General features: G+C 69.9%; 18 protein-coding genes and 1 tRNA gene. 13 read left to right on the forward strand and 6 right to left on the reverse strand.

Going from position 1 to position 22699, the window contains the following annotated elements; genetic code table 11:
* Window positions 1-37: 37 nt before the first annotated feature.
* The 6 genes from rsmG to rpmH all read right to left on the reverse strand — a co-directional run bounded on the left by rsmG (window position 38) and on the right by rpmH (window position 3567).
* The gene (gene rsmG, locus ABZT47_RS35485) at window positions 38-727 is read right to left on the reverse strand and encodes a 16S rRNA (guanine(527)-N(7))-methyltransferase RsmG (RefSeq protein ID WP_354852136.1); all 690 of its coding nucleotides are present in this window, start codon (window positions 725-727) and stop codon (window positions 38-40) included.
* 364 nt (window positions 728-1091) lie between these two features.
* A complete protein-coding gene (locus tag ABZT47_RS35490) occupies window positions 1092-1592 on the reverse strand; it encodes a R3H domain-containing nucleic acid-binding protein (protein WP_354852138.1) in 501 nt (166 codons plus the stop codon).
* Between the two features lie 27 nt (window positions 1593-1619).
* Window positions 1620-2582 (reverse strand): membrane protein insertase YidC, encoded by a 963-nt coding sequence (gene yidC, locus ABZT47_RS35495; protein WP_354852140.1) that lies wholly within the window; start codon window positions 2580-2582, stop codon window positions 1620-1622.
* Between the two features lie 4 nt (window positions 2583-2586).
* A complete protein-coding gene (gene yidD / locus ABZT47_RS35500) occupies window positions 2587-2844 on the reverse strand; it encodes a membrane protein insertion efficiency factor YidD (RefSeq protein ID WP_354852243.1) in 258 nt (85 codons plus the stop codon).
* Window positions 2845-2936: 92 nt separating this feature from the next.
* Complete coding sequence (rnpA, locus tag ABZT47_RS35505) at window positions 2937-3329, reverse strand: ribonuclease P protein component (RefSeq protein ID WP_354852142.1); 393 nt, start codon at window positions 3327-3329, stop codon at window positions 2937-2939.
* A 100-nt stretch (window positions 3330-3429) separates the two neighbouring features.
* Window positions 3430-3567: a 50S ribosomal protein L34 gene (rpmH, locus tag ABZT47_RS35510; RefSeq protein ID WP_010849920.1), complete on the reverse strand. Its 138-nt coding sequence runs from the start codon at window positions 3565-3567 to the stop codon at window positions 3430-3432.
* Between the two features lie 615 nt (window positions 3568-4182).
* Between rpmH and dnaA the strand changes: the two genes are divergently transcribed.
* The 13 genes from dnaA (at window position 4183) to ABZT47_RS35575 (ending at window position 22614) form a co-directional block, all read left to right on the forward strand.
* The gene (gene dnaA, locus ABZT47_RS35515) at window positions 4183-6342 is read left to right on the forward strand and encodes a chromosomal replication initiator protein DnaA (protein ID WP_354852146.1); all 2160 of its coding nucleotides are present in this window, start codon (window positions 4183-4185) and stop codon (window positions 6340-6342) included.
* 587 nt (window positions 6343-6929) lie between these two features.
* Window positions 6930-8066: a DNA polymerase III subunit beta gene (gene dnaN, locus ABZT47_RS35520; RefSeq protein ID WP_354852148.1), complete on the forward strand. Its 1137-nt coding sequence runs from the start codon at window positions 6930-6932 to the stop codon at window positions 8064-8066.
* Window positions 8067-8153: 87 nt separating this feature from the next.
* A complete protein-coding gene (gene gnd, locus ABZT47_RS35525; protein ID WP_354852149.1) occupies window positions 8154-9098 on the forward strand; it encodes a phosphogluconate dehydrogenase (NAD(+)-dependent, decarboxylating) in 945 nt (314 codons plus the stop codon).
* Window positions 9099-9367: 269 nt separating this feature from the next.
* Window positions 9368-10654, forward strand: coding sequence for a DNA replication/repair protein RecF (gene recF, locus ABZT47_RS35530; protein ID WP_354852150.1), 1287 nt, complete (start codon window positions 9368-9370; stop codon window positions 10652-10654).
* Window positions 10644-11162, forward strand: coding sequence for a DciA family protein (locus tag ABZT47_RS35535; protein WP_354852152.1), 519 nt, complete (start codon window positions 10644-10646; stop codon window positions 11160-11162). The genes recF and ABZT47_RS35535 overlap by 11 nt, the downstream gene beginning before the upstream one ends.
* A gap of 346 nt (window positions 11163-11508) precedes the next feature.
* A complete protein-coding gene (gene gyrB, locus ABZT47_RS35540) occupies window positions 11509-13452 on the forward strand; it encodes a DNA topoisomerase (ATP-hydrolyzing) subunit B (RefSeq protein WP_354852154.1) in 1944 nt (647 codons plus the stop codon).
* 42 nt (window positions 13453-13494) lie between these two features.
* A complete protein-coding gene (gene gyrA, locus ABZT47_RS35545) occupies window positions 13495-15996 on the forward strand; it encodes a DNA gyrase subunit A (RefSeq protein WP_354852156.1) in 2502 nt (833 codons plus the stop codon).
* A 209-nt stretch (window positions 15997-16205) separates the two neighbouring features.
* A complete protein-coding gene (locus tag ABZT47_RS35550; protein ID WP_354852157.1) occupies window positions 16206-17117 on the forward strand; it encodes a DUF3566 domain-containing protein in 912 nt (303 codons plus the stop codon).
* Between the two features lie 185 nt (window positions 17118-17302).
* A tRNA-Ile gene (locus tag ABZT47_RS35555) sits at window positions 17303-17379 on the forward strand.
* 102 nt (window positions 17380-17481) lie between these two features.
* The gene (locus ABZT47_RS35560; protein WP_354852159.1) at window positions 17482-18009 is read left to right on the forward strand and encodes a glycosyltransferase; all 528 of its coding nucleotides are present in this window, start codon (window positions 17482-17484) and stop codon (window positions 18007-18009) included.
* A gap of 234 nt (window positions 18010-18243) precedes the next feature.
* Complete coding sequence (locus tag ABZT47_RS35565; protein ID WP_354852161.1) at window positions 18244-18636, forward strand: hypothetical protein; 393 nt, start codon at window positions 18244-18246, stop codon at window positions 18634-18636.
* 46 nt (window positions 18637-18682) lie between these two features.
* Complete coding sequence (locus ABZT47_RS35570; protein ID WP_354852163.1) at window positions 18683-19300, forward strand: hypothetical protein; 618 nt, start codon at window positions 18683-18685, stop codon at window positions 19298-19300.
* A complete protein-coding gene (locus ABZT47_RS35575) occupies window positions 19297-22614 on the forward strand; it encodes a WD40 repeat domain-containing protein (RefSeq protein ID WP_354852164.1) in 3318 nt (1105 codons plus the stop codon). The genes ABZT47_RS35570 and ABZT47_RS35575 overlap by 4 nt, the downstream gene beginning before the upstream one ends.
* Window positions 22615-22699: the final 85 nt, after the last annotated feature.

A 22699-nucleotide genomic window follows, 5' to 3' on the forward strand; every position in this document is an offset into this window, starting at 1 on the left:
GGCCATCCAAGGCCGCCTGCCGTATCCGGCATAACCGTCACCTCTTCCGTCGGCGCCGCGCACCCTGTGCACTTCGTGCTGGCGAGCGTCCGGCGACCACCCGGACAAGAGTCGCGGGCGGATCGACCTTACCGCGCCCGACTGTGACAAGCTCGGCGGAATGCACGCCATAGGCCTGCAATTGCTGTGCCGCGGCGTCGAGTTCCTCGGCGGCCCGCTCCCCCTTCATCGCCAGGAGCTGTCCGCCCTCGCGCAGCAGGGGCAGCGACCAGGCGAGCAGGCGGTCGAGCGGCGCGACGGCGCGGGCGGAGGCCACGTCGAAGTCCCGCTTGCCCGCGAGTTCCTCGGCACGCCCGCGCACTACTTCCACATTGTCCAGGGTCAGCCCCTCCACGCACTCCTCCAGGAACGTCGTCCTGCGCAGGAGCGGTTCCAGGAGCGTCACCGTCACGTCGGGACGCACGATCGCCAGCACGATGCCGGGCAGCCCGGCGCCGGAGCCGATGTCGACCAGGCGGGCGTCCTCGGGCACGGCCTCGGCCACCACGGCGCAGTTGAGCAGGTGCCGGTCCCAGATGCGCGGGACCTCTCTGGGGCCGAGCAGCCCTCGCACGACGCCGGGGCCGGCCAGCATCTCCGCGAACGCCCGGGCCCGGGGCCACGCTTCACCGGTGAAGACCGCGCGCGCAGCATCGGGCGCGTCGGGCAGTTCTTCGCTTTCCGCCATCACTCACTCAACTAGAACGGTCACCATATCTTCGCGTAAGGGTAGCCGTCCCCGACGTCCCCGACGGCTCGACGCGTCCGATCGGCGGGTTCGCGGGCCCGATCGGCGGAGCCGGACAGGACGGGGAAAAGCTCCGGGCGGCCGCGGTACAAGTTCGCGTATGGATTCGGCAGGCGGGCCGGGCGGGGGAGCGGCGCGACCGCCGCCGGCGATACAACTTGAGCGACGCATCGGGTTGCCCGGCTCCCGCGGGCAAGCGGGGTCCGGACAACCCAAGGGCCGCCGATCCGCAAGATCGGCGGCCCTCTTCCGGGATGCCCCGGTCGGTCCGCTGCGCCCGCTCAGGCGCGGGCGCCCTCCGCCGTCAGGCGGGCAGGACGACGACGTAGCGCTCGGGCTCCTCGCCCTCGGACTCGCTCCGCAGGCCGGCCGCGGCGACGGCGTCGTGCACGATCTTGCGCTCGAAGGGCGTCATCGGCTGCAGGGACTTGGCCTCGCCGGAGCGCTTGACGTCCTCGGCGGCCTTGGCGCCCAGCTTGGTCAGCTCGGCGCGCTTGCCCTGCCGATAGCCGGCGACATCGAGCATCAGGCGCGAGCGCTCGCCCGTGCGGCGGTGCACCGCGAGACGGGTGAGCTCCTGCAGCGCTTCCAGCACCTCGCCGTTGGCGCCGACGAGGTCGTTGCCCTTGATGTCAACGATCGACACGAGGGCACGGTCGCCTTCGACGTCCATGTCGATGTCGCCGTCGAGGTCGGCGATGTCCAGCAGACCTTCGAGGTAGTCGGCCGCGATCTCGCCCTCCTGCTCGAGGGCGGCGATGTCGGGCGCGGCCTTCGGGGCCTGCTCCTCGTTGACTTCGGTCACGTCCGGACTCTCCTTCAACACAACCGGCTACGGCTTCTTGCTACCTGTGCGCTTGCTGCGCGGCTGCCGCGTGGGCTGCTGGCGAATGACCTTCTGTTCGGGAGCGGGCGGCGGCGCGTCGGCGGGCTCCTTGGCGTCGGCCTTCCCCGGAAGGATCTTACTCAGCAGGCCCGGCTTGGGCTCGGGTGTCACCATGTTGCCCTTGGCGTCCACCACCGGCATCGGGTGCCGGCTGTAGAACCAGTGTTGCTGACCGAGCGTCCACAGGTTGGTGGTGACCCAGTAAAGGATAAGGCCGAGAGCGAAGTTGAGGCTGAAGATCGCGAACAGCGGCGAGATGTACATCAGGATCTTCTGCTGCTGCGCCATGGGGTTGTCGGGCATCTGCGCCATGGACCGCGTGACGCTCTGCCGCACCGTGAGGAAGGTCGTGGTGGAGCTGATCGCGACGAAGATACCCAGAATGATCTTCGTGATGATCGGGTCGGCGCCCAGGGCGTGGATCTCCGCGCCGCTGGTGAAGAAGGTCGCCGGGATGGGCGCGCCGAAGATGTGGGCCGATCGGGCGGAGTCGACCATCTGCTGCGACATGCCGTGGGCGGCCTTGTCCTCCGCGATCGACCGCAGCACGGTGAACACCGAGATGAAGATCGGGAACTGGGCCACCACGGGCAGGCAGCCGCCCAGCGGGTTGGCGCCGCCCTCCTGGTAGACCTTCATGACCTCCTGGTTCATGCGCTGCTTGTCGTTCTTGTACCGCTTGCGCAGCTCTTGCACCTTGGGGGCAAGTTCCTGCATCTTCTTCGACGAGCGCATCTGCTTGAGGAAGAGCGGGAAGATCAGCAGACGCATCAGCACGGTGAGCGTGATGATGGTCAGTGCCCAGTTCAGCCCGTTGTCGGGGGGAATGATGACGCTGTACGCCGCGTGAATCCACGCGATCACCGTCGCTACGGCGGTGTACAGCGGTTCCAGGAATGTCAGCTCCACCGAGCTAGCTCCCTTGCGTTTCGTCGTGGGACCGGACCGGGCGCGGGGGCACCGGGTCGTAACCTCCCGGGTGGAAGGGGTGGCAACGCCCGATTCGCCTGGCGGTCAGCCACAGCCCGCGCAACGCGCCGTGTACGGCGATCGCCTCGAGGCCATAGGCACTGCAGGACGGTTCGAAGCGGCATCGCGGCCCAAGGAGGGGGCTTATGAAGGCTCGATAGAACCGGATCGGGGCGATGAGGACACGGGCGCCCGCCGAGATCGCGGGAGGACGTCCCGCGTCCACGGTCGCGGTCGGCGCGGGGATCGCCTGCACGCCCGCGTCCCGCTCTCTCGCCTCTGGATCTCCGTTGGTCATGCCTGTCCATCCGTCGCGGCCGGGCGATCGGACCGTCGCCCCGACGCCCGCCGTCCGATCAACCTGTCCAGCGCGACGTCGAGCTCGGCGGCGAGGTGCTCACTTCGCGCGGACGCCGCCTGTGGATTGGCGCGTACAACAAGCAGGCTACCTCGCGGCAGCGTGTGCAGGCGGTCGCGCATCAGGTGCCTCAGCCGGCGCTTGACCTGGTTGCGGACCACCGCGCCACCGACGGCCTTGCTGACCACGAAGCCGACCAGGGGAGGATCGCGGGGATCGCCCCGGTCGCTGAAGTGGGCGACCAGGGTGGGGCGCCCGGCGCGCCTGCCCTTCCGGATGGCGCTCGCGAACTCCTCGCCCCGGCGCATTCGGGAAGCGGACGGCAACACGGATGGACCTGCTCTCAGACCGACAAGTGCCCGGGCACGGCTATCGCCCGCCGGTCAGTTCCGACGGGCGAGACGAGCACGCACCGGGCGCTCCGCGCTGTCAGGCGGACAGCTCCGCGCGGCCCTTGCGACGGCGGGCGGCGAGGATGGCGCGACCGGCCCGCGTGCGCATGCGCAGCCGGAAGCCGTGGGTCTTCGCGCGGCGACGGTTGTTCGGCTGGAAAGTACGCTTGCTCACGAGTGGGCTCCAGGCTTGAGTTCACCCGCACACGGTGCGAGCGATTGACACACAGGGCTTGGGCTTGCCGAATGCGTGGGCACGCCAAAGTGCCGTCGCGCGACAAGCCGACCGTCGTACGTTACGGGCCCGGGAGCCCGGAGGTCAAACCGGAACGGCGCGCGCGTGTCTCACGAAGCGGACGGCCGGCCCGGCCGGAGGACCCCGCGCCGGAGGACCCGTCCCAGGTTATCCACTATTCCACAGGGCGGTTTTCCACCGCCGCCGCGTCATCCACAGTATGTGCACCATCTCGCCCCCAGCCTGCCACTAGGCTGTGGACAACGTCTTGAACAGGGATGTGCACAACGCTACTGTCGGCCCTCCGGACCTTCCCTCCAACTCACCGATGTGCGCGGAAGCGCACCTGGAAGGTTGTGGACCACGAGTGACCCCTGTGGACACTCTGTGGACTGCATGTGGACCCGTTGTGGACCACCGGAGGCAGCCTGCGGACAACGCTGTGGGGACAGCCGCGAGGCCCGGCGCCGACGGAGCGTGCTCCGGCAGGCGTCCATGTGGAAAACAGATCGCGGCGAGCGTGCGGGGGCCGCGTTAGGGAGGAGGGGCCGGACAATGGATGGCGTCGACCTCGGCCCATTGTGGGCCCGGGCGCTGGAGAGCTTCGCCGAGGGCAGCGTTCCGCCCCAGCAGCGCGCGTGGCTGAACATGACCCGGCCGTTCGGGCTGGTGAACGACACGATCATCCTCGCCGCCCCCAACGACTTCGCCAAGGACGTCCTTGAGACCAAGCTGCGGCCGCTGATCGCGCAGGCGCTCTCACAGGAGTTCGGCCGGCCGATGCGGGTGGCCGTCATGGTCGACCCCGTGGCCGTCGCCGGCGACCCGCAGGGCCCCGGGCCCGAGGGATATCCCCAGGCTCCCTCGCAGGGTTATCCCCATGGTGGACAACCTCAGCAGGGGTACGGACAGCCTGGCAGGCCGGGTTCCATGGGCCAGCAGTCCTTCCCCGACCAGGGCTCGTCCACCGACTATCCACAGGGCCGGCCACAGGCGCAGCCGTACTCCTATCCCTATGGGGGAAACTCCGACGAGCCTTACGGAGGCGGCCCGTTGGGGTCGTCCCAGGCTTACCGCCAGGACGGCTACCAGGGTCCGGCCGAGGGCTTCCCCGGCCGGCCGGCCAAGCCCGGGCAGCCGGGCCAGGAGAAGGGGCATCCCTCCCAGCAGGAGGCCCCCGCCTCCCAGCCGTATCCTCGCGGCGACGGGGCGCAGCCCTTCCAGCACGGCGAGCCCGGGCAGTCCTACCCCGGCGCCGACGGCCAGCAGGCGTTCCCGCGCGGCGAGTCGCCCCAGCCCTACACCTCGCACAACGACGGCCAGCAGCCTTACACGCAGGGCGAGGCCGCACAGCCCTACCCGCGCGGCGACGGCGCGCAGCCGTTCCCCCGGGGCGAGGGCAACCAGCCGTTCCCGCGCGCGGAGGGCGCGCAGCCGTACTCCCGCGGCGAGTCGCCGCAGGCGTATCCCCAGCAGGGCGACGGCGCCCAGCCGTACGCGCAGGGCGACGCGTCGCGTCCTTATCCTCCGCATTCTCCACAGGCGGGCGGCTACGGTGGACAACCTCCGTTCGCGGGCGGCTCCGACAGCCGGCCGCCCCGCCCGCGCCAGGAGCCCGAGACCTATGACCGCCCTGTGCAGAACCGCTGGGACGGCCGGGGCGGCAAGCCGGGGGAGCCGGGCCGGCTGAACCCGAAGTACACCTTCGAGACCTTCGTCATCGGCGCGTCCAACCGCTTCGCGCACGCGGCCGCCGTCGCGGTCGCCGAGGCCCCGGCCAAGGCGTACAACCCGCTGTTCATCTACGGCGACTCCGGCCTCGGCAAGACCCACCTGCTGCACGCCATCGGCCACTACGCGCAGCGGCTGTACGACGGCGCCCGGGTGCGGTACGTGAGCTCGGAGGAGTTCACCAACGACTTCATCAACTCCATCCGCGACCACAAGGCCGACGGATTCCGGGCGCGCTACCGGGCTGTGGACATCCTGCTCGTGGACGACATCCAGTTCCTGGAGGGCAAGGAGCAGACGCAGGAGGAGTTCTTCCACACCTTCAACACCCTGCACAACGCCAACAAGCAGATCGTCATCTCCAGCGACCGGGCGCCCAAGCAGCTGGTGACGCTGGAGGACCGGCTCCGCAACCGCTTCGAGTGGGGCCTGATCACCGACGTCCAGCCTCCGGAGCTGGAGACGCGCATCGCCATCCTCCGCAAGAAGGCGATACAGGAGGGGCTCGCGGCCCCCGGCGACGTGCTCGAGTACATCGCCAGCAAGATCTCCACCAACATCCGCGAGCTGGAAGGCGCGCTCATCCGGGTGACGGCGTTCGCCAGCCTCAACCGGCAGTCCGTCGACCTGCAGCTCGCCGAGGTCGTGCTCAAGGACCTCATCACCGAGGACTCCAGCACCGAGATCACCATAGCGACGATCATGGCGCAGACGGCGGCCTACTTCGGGCTGTCGATCGACGACCTGTGCGGGAGCTCGCGCTCGCGCGTGCTGGTGACCGCCCGGCAGATCGCCATGTACCTCGCACGCGAGCTCACCGACCTGTCGCTGCCCAAGATCGGCCAGCAGTTCGGCGGCCGTGACCACACGACGGTCATGCACGCCGAACGCAAGATCCGGTCGCTGATGGCCGAGCGGCGGTCGATGTACAACCAGGTCACAGAGCTCACAAACCGCATCAAGCAGAATTCACGCAACGCGTGATGATCCACAGCCTGTGGATATCTCTGTGGATCAGCGCAAGGTGTCATTGAATGGCCGGAATGCCCGCTCTCGACGGCGAACAAGCAAGCGTCCGGTCGGGAAACTCGAATTCAGAGCCTGGGGACAACTCTGGGGACAACCTGGGGAAGACCTGGGGACTACTCGTGGACGAGCTGGGGACGCCCTGTGGGCGGAGCTCGAAGGCAGGTCCGAGAAGGTCTCTTACCCCGTGGATAACCGGTGGAAACCTCGTGGATGACCGGTGGATGAAGACCCCGAAAACTGGGGACGGCCTGTGTGCAACCTGCGGTCATCCCCAGGCCGGGCGTGACAATGCACCGCCCACCCACAGGCGCGGTGGACAAAAAAGCGGCCCTGAGCTGGGAGGACACCCATCTTCCACAGTATCCACGGCCCCTAAGGTGATTACCTGTATCTCTCTCTACTAAGAACTCAAGACCCATAGAAGGGTTCTCGCGGTCCTCCCGTGCGGGAGGGTGAACACTTGCATCAACGGCGCGGAGCGCTCGAGCCGGGATCAAGACCGCGATCAAGACACAGCCGAGAACGACAGGAGGCGGTTCGACGTGATGTTCCGTGTCGACCGAGACGTACTCGCAGAGGCGGTCGCGTGGACCGCCCGAAGCCTTCCCGCCCGGCCCTCGGTGCCGGTGCTGGCGGGCATGAGGCTGGAGGTCACCGAGGAGCAGCAGCTCAAGCTCTCCGGCTTCGATTACGAAGTCTCCGCCGAGGTGACCCTCGAGCTGCAGACCGGCGACCCCGGCCTGGTGCTCGTCTCCGGCCGCCTGCTCGCCGAGATCACCCGCGCGCTTCCCTCACAGCCTGTGGACTTCGTGGTGGAGGGCGCCAAGGCGGTCGTCACCTGTGGAAGCGCCCGCTTCACCCTGCTGACGATGCCCGCCGAGGACTACCCCTCGCTCCCGGCGATGCCGCCGGCGGCCGGGCGGGTCGGCAGCGACATCTTCTCCTCGGCCGTCGCCCAGGTCGCCGTGGCGGCCGGCAAGGACGACACGCTGCCCATGCTCACCGGCGTGCGCATGGAGATCGAGGGCGATATCGTGACCCTCGCGGCGACCGACCGCTACCGCCTGGCCGTCCGCGAGCTGAAGTGGCAGCCCGACCAGCCCGACTTCTCGGCCATCGCGATGATCCCGGGCAGGACGCTCGCCGACACCGCCAAGTCGCTGACCACGGGCGCCGAGGTCGAGATCGCCCTCAGCTCCTCCGGCGGCACCGGCGAGGGCATGATCGGCTTCTCCAGCGCCGGCCGGCGCACCACGACCCGGCTCCTGGACCCGGAGTTCCCGAAGTACCGCTCGCTGCTGCCGACGGAGTTCTCCGCCCACGCCGACCTCGCCACCTCCGCGTTCGTCGAGGCGGTCAAGCGCGTCGCGCTGGTCGCCGAGCGCAACACCCCGGTGCGTCTGGCCTTCCACAGCGGCGAGGTCGTGCTGGAGGCCGGCAGCGGCGACGAGGCCCAGGCGGTCGAGGTGCTCCCGGTCGACTTCGACGGCGACGAGATCAACATCGCGTTCAACCACCAGTTCCTGCTCGAGGGCCTGGGCGCGATCGACTCCGACGTGGCGCGGCTGCAGTTCACCACCTCCACCAAGCCCGCCATCCTCACTGGTGGCAAGCCTGTGGACGACGGTGCCACCCCCGACTACAGGTACCTCATCATGCCCATCAGACTGTCCAGTTAGGATCCCCCTGGTCCACATCGAATGGACGGGGCGGGGCAGGGTACGGCGCGTGGGACACGTCGTCGATGACGGAGATCTTGGCAAGGGGTGGCTGCGATGCAGATCGGCATGATCGGGCTGGGCAAGATGGGCGGCAACATGGCCGAGCGGCTGCGCCGTGCCGGGCATGACGTGGTCGGCTACGACCGCAACCCCGAGTCCAGCGACGTCGCAAGCCTCGACGAGCTCGTCCAGCGGCTGCAGGCGCCCCGCGTGGTGTGGGTCATGGTCCCGGCCGGCGCGCCCACCAGGGCCACGATCGACCAGCTCTGCGAGGCGCTGTCGCCGGGCGACATCGTGGTGGACGGGGGCAACTCCCACTACCTCGACGACAAGAAGCACGCCGACCAGCTCGGCGGCCGCGACATCGGCTTCGTCGACGTGGGCGTCAGCGGCGGGGTGTGGGGCCTGCAGAACGGCTACGCCCTGATGGTCGGCGGCGACGCCGACGCCGTCGGCCGCCTCATGCCGATCTTCGAGTCGCTCAAGCCCGAGGGCGAGGACGGCTTCGTCCACGCCGGCACGGTGGGCGCCGGCCACTTCGCCAAGATGGTCCACAACGGCATCGAATACGGCATCATGCAGGCGTTCGCCGAGGGCTGGGAGCTGCTGGAGGCCACCGACATCGTCACCGACGTGCCGGGCGCCTTCAAGAGCTGGCGCACCGGCACGGTGATCCGCTCCTGGCTGCTCGACCTGCTGGTGCGCGCCCTGGACCAGGATCCCGACCTGTCGGAGCTCAAGGGCTACGCCGAGGACTCCGGGGAGGGCCGCTGGACGGTCCAGGCCGCCGTCGACCACGCCGTGCCGCTCCCGGCCATCACGGCGGCCCTGTACGCGCGCTTCTCCTCGCGCCAGGAGGACTCCCCGGCCATGAAGATGGTCGCGGCCCTGCGCAACCAGTTCGGTGGCCACGCGGTGGCCTCCGTCGAAGGCCAGCACACCAAGGGCGCCGACGCCCCCGGCGCGGACGTCACCCCCCCGATCGACTGAGTCGTTCGGCCTCGCTCCGCTCGGCTGCTCGGTGCGCCTTTGAGGCGGCGCTCTTCGTCGTCGTTCACGAGCGCTCGTTCCTCGCACTCGCTCTCTCCTCCTCAGAACACCGCCGCGCCCCGAGCGGGTCCTTGTGGCCGATCCGCTGGGATGGCTTGGCGGCTCAGGGCGCCCTTGAGGGGGCGTGCGGTGCCGTCGTGGTGGTGGCGGTGTGAACGGTGTCGGAGGTTGTACTGATGTTGTCGTAGGGGCCCAGTAACCTTCGTGGGGTGCATGTCGCCCACCTGTCGCTGACCGACTTCCGGTCCTACTCCTCCGTGGAGCTGGCCCTGGAGCCGGGGGTGACGGCGTTCGTCGGCCCGAACGGCCAGGGCAAGACCAACCTCGTCGAGGCCCTGGGGTACGTCGCGACACTCGGCAGCTTCCGGGTGGCGACCGACGCGCCGCTGGTCCGTCAGGGCGCCACCCGGGCGATCGTCCGTGCCGTGGTGGTCCGCGACGACCGCCGCGCCCTGGTCGAGCTGGAGATCAACCCAGGCCGGGCCAACCGTGCCCGCCTCAACCGCGCCCCGGTCGCGCGGCCGCGCGAGATCCTCGGCCTGCTGCGCACGGTCCTGTTCGCCCCCGAAGACCTCGCGCTGGTGAAGGGCGACCCGGCCGACCGGCGCAGGTTCCTGGACGACCTGCTGGTCTCCCGGGCGCCCCGCTTCGCCGGGGTGCGGGCCGACTACGAGCGGGTGCTGAAGCAGCGGGGCGCCCTGCTCCGCAGCGCCATGCAGGCGCGTCCGGGCCGCAGGCAGAGCTCGCGCCGGCAGGAGGCCGAGGCGGGGTTCGCGGCGGCCGGCGCCGGGGACGCGCTCGGCACGCTGGAGGTCTGGGACGCCCACCTCGCCCGCCACGGCGCCGAGCTGCTCGCCGCCCGCCTCCAGCTCGTGGCGGCGCTGCGCCCGCTGGTGGCCAAGGCCTACGCGCTGCTCGCCCCGTCGTCCGCCCCCGCCGGCATGGAGTACCGCCACACGTTGTCCACAGCGGTGGACGGCCTGCCGCCGTCTCCGCCCGGCGAGGGCCACATGGCCCCAGGGCCGTCTACAACGCCCGAAGCGGCACTCCCAGACACCCCGGGCACCCTGGGCCCGGAGGAGGCCCTGCCGGACCGTTCCGCCCTGGAAGAGGCGCTGCGGGCGAGTCTGCTCGCCGTCAGGCAGGCCGAGCTCGAACGCGGCGTCACCCTCGTCGGCCCGCACCGCGACGACCTGCTGCTGCGGCTGGGCGACCTGCCTGCGCGCGGCTACGCCAGCCACGGCGAGTCCTGGTCGTTCGCGCTGGCGCTGCGCCTGGCCGCCTACGACCTGCTCAGGGCCGAGGGCGGCGACCCTGTGCTGATCCTCGATGACGTCTTCGCCGAGCTGGACGCGCGCAGGCGGCGCAGCCTGGCCGAGATCGTCGCCTCCGCCGAGCAGGTCCTGATCACCGCGGCGGTGCCCGAGGACGTCCCCGCGCAGCTGTCCGGTGCCCGGTTCGACGTCGCGGAAGGGAGCGTCGCCCGTGTCAGGTGAGACCTCCGGAGTCCAGTCGCCCGACATCGTCGCGGCGCGCGGCGCGGCGCTCGCGCGCGAGAAGCTCGCCCAGGCCAAGGCCGACGCCGCCAAGCGCGGGCAGCTTCCCCGGCGCGAGCCCCGCCGCCGCTCGGCCGCCCGCCGGGACGCCGGCGATCCGCAGCTCTTCGGCCGGGCCATCCGCGATCTGCTGGCCGACCGGGGGTGGGAGGAGCCGCTCGCGGTCGGCGGGGTGTTCGGGCGCTGGCACGAGATCGTCGGGCCCGATCTCGCCGCGCACACCAAGCCGGAGACCTTCTCCGAGGGCGAGGTGCTGGTCGTCGCCGACTCCACCGCCTGGGCCACGCAGGTGCGGCTGCTCGCTTCCACCCTGGTCAGACGGCTGAACGAGGAGCTCGGCGACGGCACCGTCCAGCGGGTGAAGGTCCGCGGGCCGCAGAACGGACCGAAGCCCTCGGGCGGGCTGCGCGTTACCGGCAGCAGGGGCCCCCGTGACACGTATGGTTGACAAAGGGCTCACAGCGTCGCCCGACCGGCGACGGAGGGGGCCCTTCCCCGGGGAAACCGATCAGAATCACGGTGGCGGCGGTGACCCCCCTCCCCCGTGGGGGGATGCTCAGTAAGGCATCCAACGCCCGACAGGCCACCACAGCGGCCGTCAATGCCACCTGATGCGCTTCTGACCGGTAGAATGAACTCGGATTCCGGACACGTCCGCATGCGAGTCACCCCCGGCCGCGCGCCGATCTCCCACGGGTGGTCGCATCGAGGCACTCACGACGGTGACGGGCACGGCAGGAGCAGCCGCATCACGGCCTCTCCTGTCGCGTGTCCGCGGCAGGAGGATTTGGCACTTGTCCTACGACGCTAGCTCAATCACCGTTCTCGAAGGGCTTGAGGCGGTTCGTAAGCGCCCTGGCATGTACATCGGCTCGACCGGAGAGCGTGGTCTCCACCACCTGGTCCAGGAGGTTGTGGACAACTCCGTCGACGAGGCACTCGCCGGCTACGCCGACCACATCGAGATCACTCTCCTCGCGGACAACGGCGTCCGGGTAGTGGACAACGGCCGCGGCATCCCGGTGGGAATCGTCCCCGGCGAGCAGCGGCCCGCCGTCGAGGTCGTCCTCACCGTCCTGCACGCGGGCGGCAAGTTCGACAGCAAGTCCTACGCCGTCTCCGGCGGCCTGCACGGCGTCGGCGTGTCGGTGGTCAACGCCCTCTCCACCCGCCTGGAGGTGGAGATCAAGACGGAGGGCCACTACTGGCGGCAGTCGTACGTCGAGAGCAAGCCCACCGGTCCCCTGGTCAAGGGCGAGCCCACCGAGGAGACCGGCACCTCGATCACCTTCTGGGCCGACGACACCATCTTCGAGACCACCACGTGGAACTTCGAGACCCTGTCGCGCCGCTTCCAGGAGATGGCCTTCCTGAACAAGGGCCTGACGATCGTCATCCGCGACGAGCGGCCCGACCACGTTAACGGCGAGCCTCATGTGGTGACCTACCACTACGAGGGCGGTCTGTCCGACTTCGTCACGCACATCAACTCCAAGAAGGAACCGGTCCACAACTCGGTCATCGACTTCGAGTCCGAGGGCGAGGGCATCTCCGTCGAGATCGCCATGCAGTGGAACGGGTCCTACAGCGAGTCGGTCTACACCTTCGCCAACACCATCAACACCGCCGAAGGCGGCACCCATGAGGAAGGCTTCCGCGCGGCGCTGACGACGATCGTCAACCGTTACGCCCGCGAGCAGAAGTTCCTCAAGGAGGGCAAGGACGACAACCTCACCGGTGACGACATCCGTGAGGGCCTCACGGCGATCATCTCGGTGAAGCTCGCCGACCCGCAGTTCGAGGGCCAGACCAAGACCAAGCTCGGCAACACCGAGGCCAAGTCGTTCGTGCAGAAGGCCTGCAACGACTTCCTGCGCGACTGGTTCGAGCGCAACCCGGGCGAGGCCAAGGAGATCATCAACAAGTCGCTGCAGGCGTCCCGCGCCCGCATCGCGGCCCGCCAGGCCCGCGACCTCACCCGGCGCAAGTCGCTGCTGGAGGCCGGTTCGGGGCTGCCGGGCAAGCTCGCCGACTGCCAGTGGACCGAGCCCGAGAAGTGCGAGCTGTACATCGTCGAGGGCGACTCCGCGGGCGGCTCCGCCAAGGGCGGCCGCGACCCGAAGTTCCAGGCCATCCTGCCCATCCGCGGCAAGATCCTGAACGTCGAGAAGGCCCGCATCGACCGCGTGCTCAAGAACAACGAGGTGCAGGCGCTGATCACCGCGCTCGGCACCGGCGTGCACGCCGAGTTCGACATCGCCAAGCTCCGCTACCACAAGCTCATCCTGATGGCGGACGCCGACGTCGACGGTCAGCACATCACCACCCTGCTGCTGACGCTGCTGTTCCGCTTCATGAGGCCGCTCATCGAGGCCGGGCACGTCTACCTCTCCCAGCCCCCGCTCTACAAGATCAAGTGGGACCGGAAGGGCGAGGACGCCAGCTACGCCTACTCCGACCGCGAGCGCGACTCCATCATCGAGGCCGGCATCGCCAACGGCCGGCGCGACCCGCGCATGCACGACGGCGTTCAGCGCTTCAAGGGTCTGGGCGAGATGAACGCCGCCCAGCTCTGGGACACCACGATGAACCCGGCGACCCGGGTCCTCCTTCAGGTCACCCTCGACGACGCCGCCCAGGCCGATGAGATGTTCACCGTGCTGATGGGCGAGGACGTCGAGGCGCGCAGGTCGTTCATCATCAGGAACGCGAGGGATGTCCGGTTCCTTGACGTGTAACGGCTGCCGTACAGACTCATCTCCGAAAAGGACGTACCACCCGTGACGGAAGTCAACACCCCGCCTGGGCCGCCCGCCGACCGCATCGAACCGGTCGACATCCAGTCCGAGATGCAGCGCAGCTACATGGACTACGCGATGTCGGTCATCGTGTCCAGGGCGCTGCCGGACGTGCGGGACGGCCTCAAGCCGGTGCACCGGCGCGTGCTCTACGCCATGTACGACGGCGGATACCGGCCCGACCGCGGATACTTCAAGTGCTCCCGCGTCGTCGGCGACGTGATGGGCTCCTACCACCCGCACGGCGACGCCTCGATCTACGACACGGTCGTGCGGCTCGCGCAGCCGTGGGCGCTGCGGTACACGCTGGTCGACGGCCAGGGCAACTTCGGCTCCCCCGGCAACGACCCGGCCGCCGCCATGCGGTACACCGAGTGCCGTCTCGCGCCGATCGCCATGGAGATGCTCCGTGACATCGACAAGGAGACCGTCGACTTCCAGCCCAACTACGACGGCCGTTCGCAGGAGCCGATGGTCCTGCCGTCCAGGTTCCCCAACCTCCTGGTCAACGGCTCGGCCGGCATCGCGGTCGGCATGGCGACCAACATCCCGCCGCACAACCTGCGCGAGGTCGCCTCCGGCGTCCAGTGGTGCCTGGAGAACCCCGAGGCCTCCGAGGAGGAACTGCTCGAGGCGCTCATCGCGCGCGTCAAGGGCCCCGACTTCCCCACCGGCGCGCTCATCGTCGGCCGGCGCGGCATCGACGACGCCTACCGCACCGGGCGCGGCTCGATCACCATGCGGGCCATCGTCGAGGTCGAGGAGGACCCCAAGGGCCGCCAGTGCCTGGTCGTCACCGAGCTGCCCTACCAGGTCAACCCGGACAACCTCGCGCTGACCATCGCCGAGCTGGTCAAGGACGGCAGGGTCAACGGCATCGCCGACGTGCGCGACGAGACCTCCTCGCGCACCGGCCAGCGCCTGGTGATCGTCCTCAAGCGCGACGCGGTCGCCAAGGTCGTGCTGAACAACCTCTACAAGCACACCCAGCTCCAGACGACCTTCGGCGCCAACATGCTGGCCCTGGTCGACGGCGTGCCGAGGACGCTGCGCATCGACCAGTTCGTCAAGCACTACGTCGAGCACCAGATCGAGGTCGTCGTCCGGCGCACGCGCTACCTGCTGCGCAAGGCCGAGGAGCGCGCCCACATCCTGCGCGGTCTGCTCAAGGCGATGGACCGCATGGACGAGGTCATCGCCCTGATCCGCCGCTCCCCCTCGGCGGCGCAGGCGTCCGGCGGCCTGATGGAGCTGCTGGAGATCGACGAGATCCAGGCCCAGGCCATCCTGGACATGCAGCTGCGCAAGCTGGCCGCCCTCGAACGCCAGCAGATCACCGACGAGTACAACGGGCTGATGACGCAGATCGCCGACTACCAGGAGATCCTGGCGTCGCCGAGCCGCCAGCGACAGATCGTCGGCGACGAGCTCGGCGAGATCGTCAATCGGTACGGCGACGAGCGCAAGACCGAGATCATCGCCTACGACGGCGACATGTCCATCGAGGACCTCATCGCCGAAGAGGACATGGTCGTCACGATCACCCGCGGCGGCTACGCCAAGCGCACCAAGACCGACCTCTACCGCGCCCAGAAGCGCGGCGGCAAGGGCGTGCGCGGCGCGCAGCTGCGCCAGGACGACATCGTCGAGCACTTCTTCGTCACCACCACGCACCACTGGCTGCTGTTCTTCACCAACAAGGGCCGCGTCTACCGCATCAAGGCCTACGAGCTGCCCGACGCCGGCCGCGACGCGCGCGGCCAGCACCTGGCGAACCTTCTGGCCATGCAGCCCGACGAGCACGTCATGGAGGTCCTGGACCTGCGCGACTACCAGGTCTCCCCGTACCTGGTGCTCGCCACCCGCAGCGGCCTGGTGAAGAAGACCCGCCTGTCGGAGTACGACTCCCCCAGGTCCGGCGGCCTGATCGCCATCAACCTCCGCGACGACGACGAGGTGATCGCGGCCCGGCTGGTCTCCGAGGAGGACGACGTACTGCTGGTCTCGCGCGGCGCCAAGTCCATCCGCTTCACCGCCTCCGACGAGGCCCTGCGCCCCATGGGGCGGGCCACGAGCGGCGTCATCGGCATGCGCTTCCTCGACGGCGACGAACTGCTGGCCATGAACGTGGTCAGCGACGGCGCCGACGTGCTTATCGCCACCGTAGGTGGGTATGCGAAGCGGACACCCGCGGATCAATATCCTGTTCAAGGAAGAGGCGGGCAAGGTGTACTGACTGCGAAGATTGTGAGTGCCCGTGGCAAGCTGGTCGGAGCAGTCATGGTGAGCCCCGAGGACGAGGTGTTCGCGATCACCTCTGCCGGTGGGGTGATCCGGACCAGTGCGGGTGAGATCAAGCAGTCCGGCCGCCAGACCATGGGAGTGCGCCTGATGAACCTCTCAGAGGGAGACAGCGTGGTTGCCCTCGCCCGCAACGCCGAAGCGCTGGACTCCGAGGACAACGGGGGAGATGACGAGGAATGAGCCCTCAGGCCAACTCCGGTGGTTCCGGCGGGCCCGGTAAACCGACCGGCACCTCGGCGAACCGCAAACGCGCCACGCCAAAGGCCGCCCGTCCGGCGTCCTCGGTGAACTCCTCGACGCGCAATCAGGTGACGGAGAGCGTGAACACCTCGGAAAGTACGGGCAAGGTCCGTTCCCCGGCCGACCAGAGTGATGACAGGGTTGTCGTCGTGTCCAACGACGACGACGCGGCGGCTCCCGCCGCAGGTGGCGAGGGAGCGGACGCGACGCTGCACATCCGCTCCTCCTCGGTGCCCGACAACTCCTGGTCGCCCGCCGCCGACGGCCAGGGCGCCGGCCCCACCAGGCCCTCGCCTAAGCCGCAGGCGCCTCCGGCGCCCGGGCCGAACGCCGGGCCGAACGCCGGTCCGAGCGCGCGTCCCGCGCCTGCGGCCACCCCGCGTCCCGCGCCCGCCGCCCCGCGCACCGGCTCGCCGGCCCCTGGCACACCGGGCTCCGGCCCGGGACGCCCCGGCTCGCCCGGTACCGCCCCTGGAGGTCCCGGTTCGTCGGGTGCCGTTCCCGGCGGTCCCGGAGCGCCCGGCTCCGGTCGTGGGGGCCCTGGTACGCCCGGCTCCGGCCCCGGGGCCCGTCCGGGCAACGCGGGCAGCCGGCAGGGGTTCGGCGCCGTGTCGGCCCTGTCCACGCCCGACCCCATCGCCAACGCCCGTCCCGAGCCCCGCGACAAGCCGGCGGCCCCCAAGGCGCCCCGCAAGGCCCACCTGGTGCTGCGCAGGGTCGAGCCCTGGTCGGCGATGAAGTTCAGCTTCGTCGTCTCGCTGGTGTGCTTCGTGGTGCTCTTCGTGGCGGTCGCGGTCCTGTACGGGGTGCTGTCGGCGCTCGGCGTCTTCGACTCCATCGTCAACACCGTGACGCAGCTCACGGTGCCCGACGGCAAGACCAGCGCCGGCATCGACATCAAGTCCTGGTTCGAGCCGGTGCGCATCCTCGGCTACACCGCCCTGCTCGGCGCGGTGAACGTCGTCCTCATCACCGCCCTGTCCACGCTGGGGGCCGTCATCTACAACGTCGCCTCCGACCTGGTCGGCGGCGTCGAGGTGACCTTCAGCGAGGCTGAGTGACCCCACCCGTGGCCCGCGGCCGGGCACACGCCGTCGACGCCCCCGATCGCCCGCGGCTCCACCAGCGCGGGCGATCACCGGCGAAATCCATGGCGCGGACGGGCCCCGGAGCACGGTAAGCTTTTCCCTGTCGGTGAGACCGTTCGCTTCCGCGCCACGGAGGCGATAGTCTTCTCTCCGCCAGCGGGGCTATAGCTCAGACGGTTAGAGCGCTTCCCTGATAAGGAAGAGGTCCCAGGTTCAAGTCCTGGTAGCCCCACCACAAAATAACAGCTCAAAGGCCAGTTCCCAAGATCCGGGGCCTGGCCTTTTGATCGTTTGACCGTCATCTGGCCGTCGCATCGTCCGTCACGAGCGGGCACCGGTGAGTTCAAGTAAGTTCGCAATCAACACCCTGACCGAGCAGATCCTGCCCACGTTGCTCGCCCGCGCCCAGGTGCTTCACCAGTGCGGTCGTGACTGGATCGGCCATCTCACCGAGGTCGCCGCCAACCTTCCTGCCGAGATCGGTGAGCGTTACCACCCCACCGCGTATGTCGGCGAGGAACTGTCCGATGTGTATGCCGCCGCGGACGTCGTCGTCTCCCGCAGCGGTGCGGGAACCGTGGCCGAGCTGGTCGCGGTTGGGAAGCCGTCCGTCCTCATCCCCCTGGTCCCCGCTGCGGGAGACGAGCAGCGCAACAATGCCCGCTACCTTGTCCAGGCCGGAGCCGCTCGCGCCCTACTCGAACCCAACCCGACCCCTCAGCAGCTCCTGGCCGAGCTTGACGAACTCCTCCTCGCCCCTGGCCTTCGAGCGCGCATGACCGATGCAGCCCAAAGCCCTAGGCCGGCCCGACGCTGCCGACGCCCTCGCTCAGGTCATCCTCGATCAAGCGAAGTAGGCACATAGCAATCGAACGTGTTAGGCCATGCTGCGTAATGGCACTTCTCGACCACCAGCCACTACACGCTGCCCCTGCATATCGCCGGGAAGACCGGGACCGCTGCGACCAGCCCGGTGGCACCAGCACCAGGAACGAACGCTGCGGCAAATATCGATTTCATCACATGCCATGATTTCCGCGGACCCCCGCAGGGCGACGCGTCACGGTGTTGGCGGGAAGCACCGCGGCGGAGGATATTCATGCAATGGTGGCAATGTGCCGTGTGCGGCGCCATAGGAGGAGCCCTAGTCGAGGCCCTCAACGTCTTCCGCTGGCTCAGCGCCTGGCAGGAGGCCCGCCGCGCGGCGACCGGAAGGATTAAGGGCAGGCCGCCGGCGATGCGTGCGTACCTGGACCTTCCGGCGCATGCCTGGCTGTTCGTGCTCCGTGCCACGCTGGGGGCTGCGGCCGCGATGTTGTTCGGTATGACCGGGCAGATCAGCGGGCAGTACGTGGCCATCGTCCTCGGCTTCTCCGCGCCCTCGGTCCTGGCCCAGCTCGGCGCGAGCTCGAAGGTCTCGGCCGCCGTCGCCGGAGCTGATCCAGGCTCGGCGCCCGCTCCGGCCAGAGAGGGCCTCATCAATGAGGCGTGACACTCTGTCCCAGCGGGTTCTGGCTGGTTTGCTGCGGTCCGGGACCGTGCTCCCCGCCGCCGGACCGCCCAGCATCGCCGGTCATTCCCTGGCGCGGCGCGTGCTCGCCGGTCTGTTCGGCGTGACGCTGCCCGCGCGGGACGCAACCGCCGACCCGGCCGTCACACCACCACGCCTGGAGTCGGACGCCGATCCTGACGGGCTCGTCGTCATCTTCAAGCGCCTGCAGCCCTCCGCCGCGCACACCGCTGACGAGCCCCGCCCGATGCAGGCGGCCTGGGACCTTGGCAACGGCACCACGGTTCGCTGCCACAACCGCCCCGGCATGGATCAGGTCGAGATCTCCCTTGTCACCACCCGGCCCGACTGGCGGGACACGCTGCTGCCGGTCCGCGTCACGGGAACCGACTACCTGATGCTGATCGGCGCTACGGAGGGGGCAGCGGAGGGCCGCGTCATCGCCCGCACCCGCGCCGTCGACGTGCGGATCGAGTTCCGCCCGCCTGCCCGGCCTCCGTCGTCGCTGAAGACCGCCGACATCGAGGTAGTGCGCCGATCCGTGCGCGGGTCGTCCCAGGCGGGCATGAACCTCTGGCGGCGGATCGCCAGGAAGCGAGTCGAAGGCGACCCGCTGCGGACTGCGATCACTGAAGCGCTCCCGTGACCCTCGACACGCCGGGCCGCCCGCCGGGGGAGCCCGCGTACCGGACGGCGACGTCCGAGATGCTCCGGGAGCGGTTCGTCGGCCGCGGACAGGAGTGGGTCGCCGAGGTTGCCGCCTGCCTGCGCGACAGTCCGGACGAGCTGCCCTCCCTCCTGCCGCGTCCGGGGGACGAGCACTGGCGGGCCTTGGAGGCGGAGAGCGGCGTTCGGTGGCAAGACGAAGACCCCCTGGAGCCCCCGCGGGGTGTCCACCCCTGGTGCTCGGCCGCCTACGCCGTCGTGGGCGTCGCCCGCGCGCTGGCGGAGCCCGTCCGGCACCTCAAGCTGCTTGAAGAGGCGCTCGCGCACTGGGAACGAGCTGGCTGCATGAGCGTGAGCAGCACAGGGGTCCTTGTCACCCGACAGGACGAGCTGCCCGGATCCACACGAGACCTGCTGCTGCGGCTCCAGGCCGCCGGTCCCCACCCGAGCGCTCCCTTCGCCGCCCTCATGGCCGTGCGGTTGTCGGAGGTGCAGGTGCGCCACGAGGAGTCCGTTCGGGTTCCCGTCCTGGTGGACCGCGGGGGCGAGGGAGCGCGCCTCGTCCTATGGCTTCGTGCCCGTCCCGGCCCTCCTGGACTGCATCCCGACCCGGACTCCATGGCGTTCACGGTCACTGACCCGGCCTTCATGGAGGCACTCCGCAACGCGTGGAACCTGTCACCCATTGCCGGCACGGCCCGCTGCGTCACCTGGGCGGTGCTGGACGACGAGCAGCCATGTAATGACATCCATGGAAACTCGATCGGGGCGGCGGCCGGGGTCGCCCTGCACGAGCTGGCCGCACTGCGCGGCCGCCGCCTGCTGGCTCCGAGACGGCTGCGCGGGCTCGACCCGCGCTGCGCAGTGACAGGCGCGCTCGACCACAAGGGCACGATGGAAGCGGTCGGCGGTTACTCCCGCAAGCTCGAGGCCGCCCGCGACGCCCGGCTGCGGGTGGTCCTGCCCGCCGCGTCGCAGCAGGACCACGAACACCTGGCGTCGGAGCTTGGGGTGCCCGCCGTCTGGGCAGCCGACCTCGACGAGGCTATCGCGCTCTCCCGGACCGGCCTGGTCAAGCCGCTGGTATGGAGCGGCGCCCTCGTCGCCATGCTCACGGCGTTCGCTGCGGCCGCCGCGATCGCGATCCGAGCTGGCGGGGACGCCGACCGGGAGCGCGCCCTAGCGCTCGCCCGCGTGGCCCAGAACCAGTCCCGCCAAGTCGCCGCCGACAGTGAGGTCCCATTTCAGCACCCCGCGATCTCGGCTCGGCTAGCTGCCGCGGCCTGGGCCGTCGCGCCCACCGGAGAGGCCCGCGCAGCCCTGGCCGAGGTCGCTGGCCTTCCCGGGCGCGCCGTCCTGACCGGCCACGACGGAGTAGTGGTCGACGTGGCCTTCAGCCCGGACGGCACACGGATCGCCACCGCTGGGGACGATGGCACGGTGCGGCTGTGGGATGCGGGCGCCCGCAAGCAAATCGGCGCCCCGTTGAATGAGCCCGACAACGACGAGTCGGCCGTGGCCTTGGGCGCCGTGGCCTTCAGCCCGGACGGCGCGCGGCTGGCCACCGCCGGGGACGACGGAGCGGTGCACCTGTGGGACGTGACCAACCACCAGGAGATCGGCACTCCGAGGGATGGCCACGACGGAACGGTGGACGACGTGGCCTTCAGCCCGGACGGCACACGGATCGCCACCGCTGGGGAGGACGGCACGGTGCGGCTCTGGGACGCCACCACCCGTCGACAGCTCGGCACCCCCCTGAAGGGGCACGGCGAATCGGTGGAGGAGGTGGAGTTCAGTCCGGATGGCCGCCGGCTCGCCACTGCCGGGCAGGACATGACGGTGCGGCTGTGGGACGCCTCTACCCACGAGCAGCTCGGCCCGCCGTTGCCCTACAAGGAAGACGTGTTGTCGGTCGCGTTCAGCCCCGGCGGTGCCCAGCTGGCCACCCTCGGGCTGGACGATACGGTACGCGTATGGGACCTGACCGGCCGCAAACAAGTGGGCGTCCCGCTGAAGGGCAACAACGCGACGGACGTGGCGTTCAGCCCCGACGGTTCCCGGCTGGCCACCGCTGGGGCGGACGGGACGATCCGGCTGTGGGACGCGGGCAACCACAGGCAGCTCGGCGCCCCACTGGCCGGGCACACCGGCTCGGTGCTCGCGCTGGCCTTTAGCCCGGACGGCGCACGGCTGGCGTCCACCGGATGGGACGGAACGGCGCGCCTGTGGGACGCCTCCATCTACCGGCAGCTCGGCGCCCCGCTCGCCCGCGCCAACCGCCGCTTTTCGGCCGTGGCCGTGAGTCCGGATGGCGCGCGCTTGGCCACCGGCGGGGCTGACGGCACCGTGTGCATTTGGGACGCGCGCACCGGCAGGAAGCTGGGCGTCCCGCTGATCGGCCACCACGAGCTGGTGTACGCGGTCGTCTTCAGCCCCGACGGCTCCCGCCTGGCCAGTGCCGGGCAGGACTGGACGGTGCGGCTATGGGGGATCGCCGGCCATGAGCCGCTCGGCGTGCTGCGTACCAGCCACGTCGATCCGGTACTCAAGGGCAGTTCGGACAGCGTCGAGACGCTCGCCTTCAGCGCGGACGGCGCCCGCCTGGTAACTGCGATGCTGGACGAGACGCTCAGATGGTGGGACGTGGGCGCCCGCAAGCAGGACGGTCCTTTGCTGACCAGCCACGTCGACGCGGTGCAGTCGGTGGCCGTCGCGCGGGACGGTTCCCGGCTGGCTTCCGGCGGGACGGACGGGACGGTGCGCGTTTGGGACGTGGCCACCCACCGGCAGCTCGGCGCTCCGCTAACCGGCCACAACGGCCCGGTGCCAGAGGTGGCCTTCAGCCCGGACGGCACCCGCCTGGCCTCGGCGGGCGAGGACGGGAGCGTGCGCATCTGGGACGTGACGGCCGGTCGCCAGGTCGGCGCCCCACTGCTCGGGCATGAGGGCGAGGTGTCGTCGGTCTCCTTCAGCCCGGACGGTGCGCGCCTGGCCTCCGCCGGACACGACGGGACGGTGCGCGTTTGGGACGTGGCCACCCACCGGCAGCTCGGCGCTCCGCTAACCGGCCACAACGGCCCGGTGCTCGACGCGGTCTTCTTCCCGGACGGCACGCGCTTGGTCACCGTCGGATATGACGGAACGGTGCGCTTTTGGGATGTGACCTCGCCGCGCGATCTTCTCGGCGCAGTCTGCGGTATCGCCGGGCGGGGATTTACGCCAGAGGAATGGCGGCAGCGCATCCATGGCGTGGCGTACCGGCCGAGCTGCCCCGGAGATAAGCCCGGGTGACGGGTCCTGCCGCGACTCCAACGTAGCCTGGGGGGGTGAAGCCGCCGCCTTGGGCATAGCTTGCACCAACGCCGAGCAGCTCTAC

Source organism: Sphaerisporangium sp. NPDC005289, from assembly GCF_040607455.1.
Lineage (GTDB): Bacteria > Actinomycetota > Actinomycetes > Streptosporangiales > Streptosporangiaceae > Sphaerisporangium > Sphaerisporangium rhizosphaerae.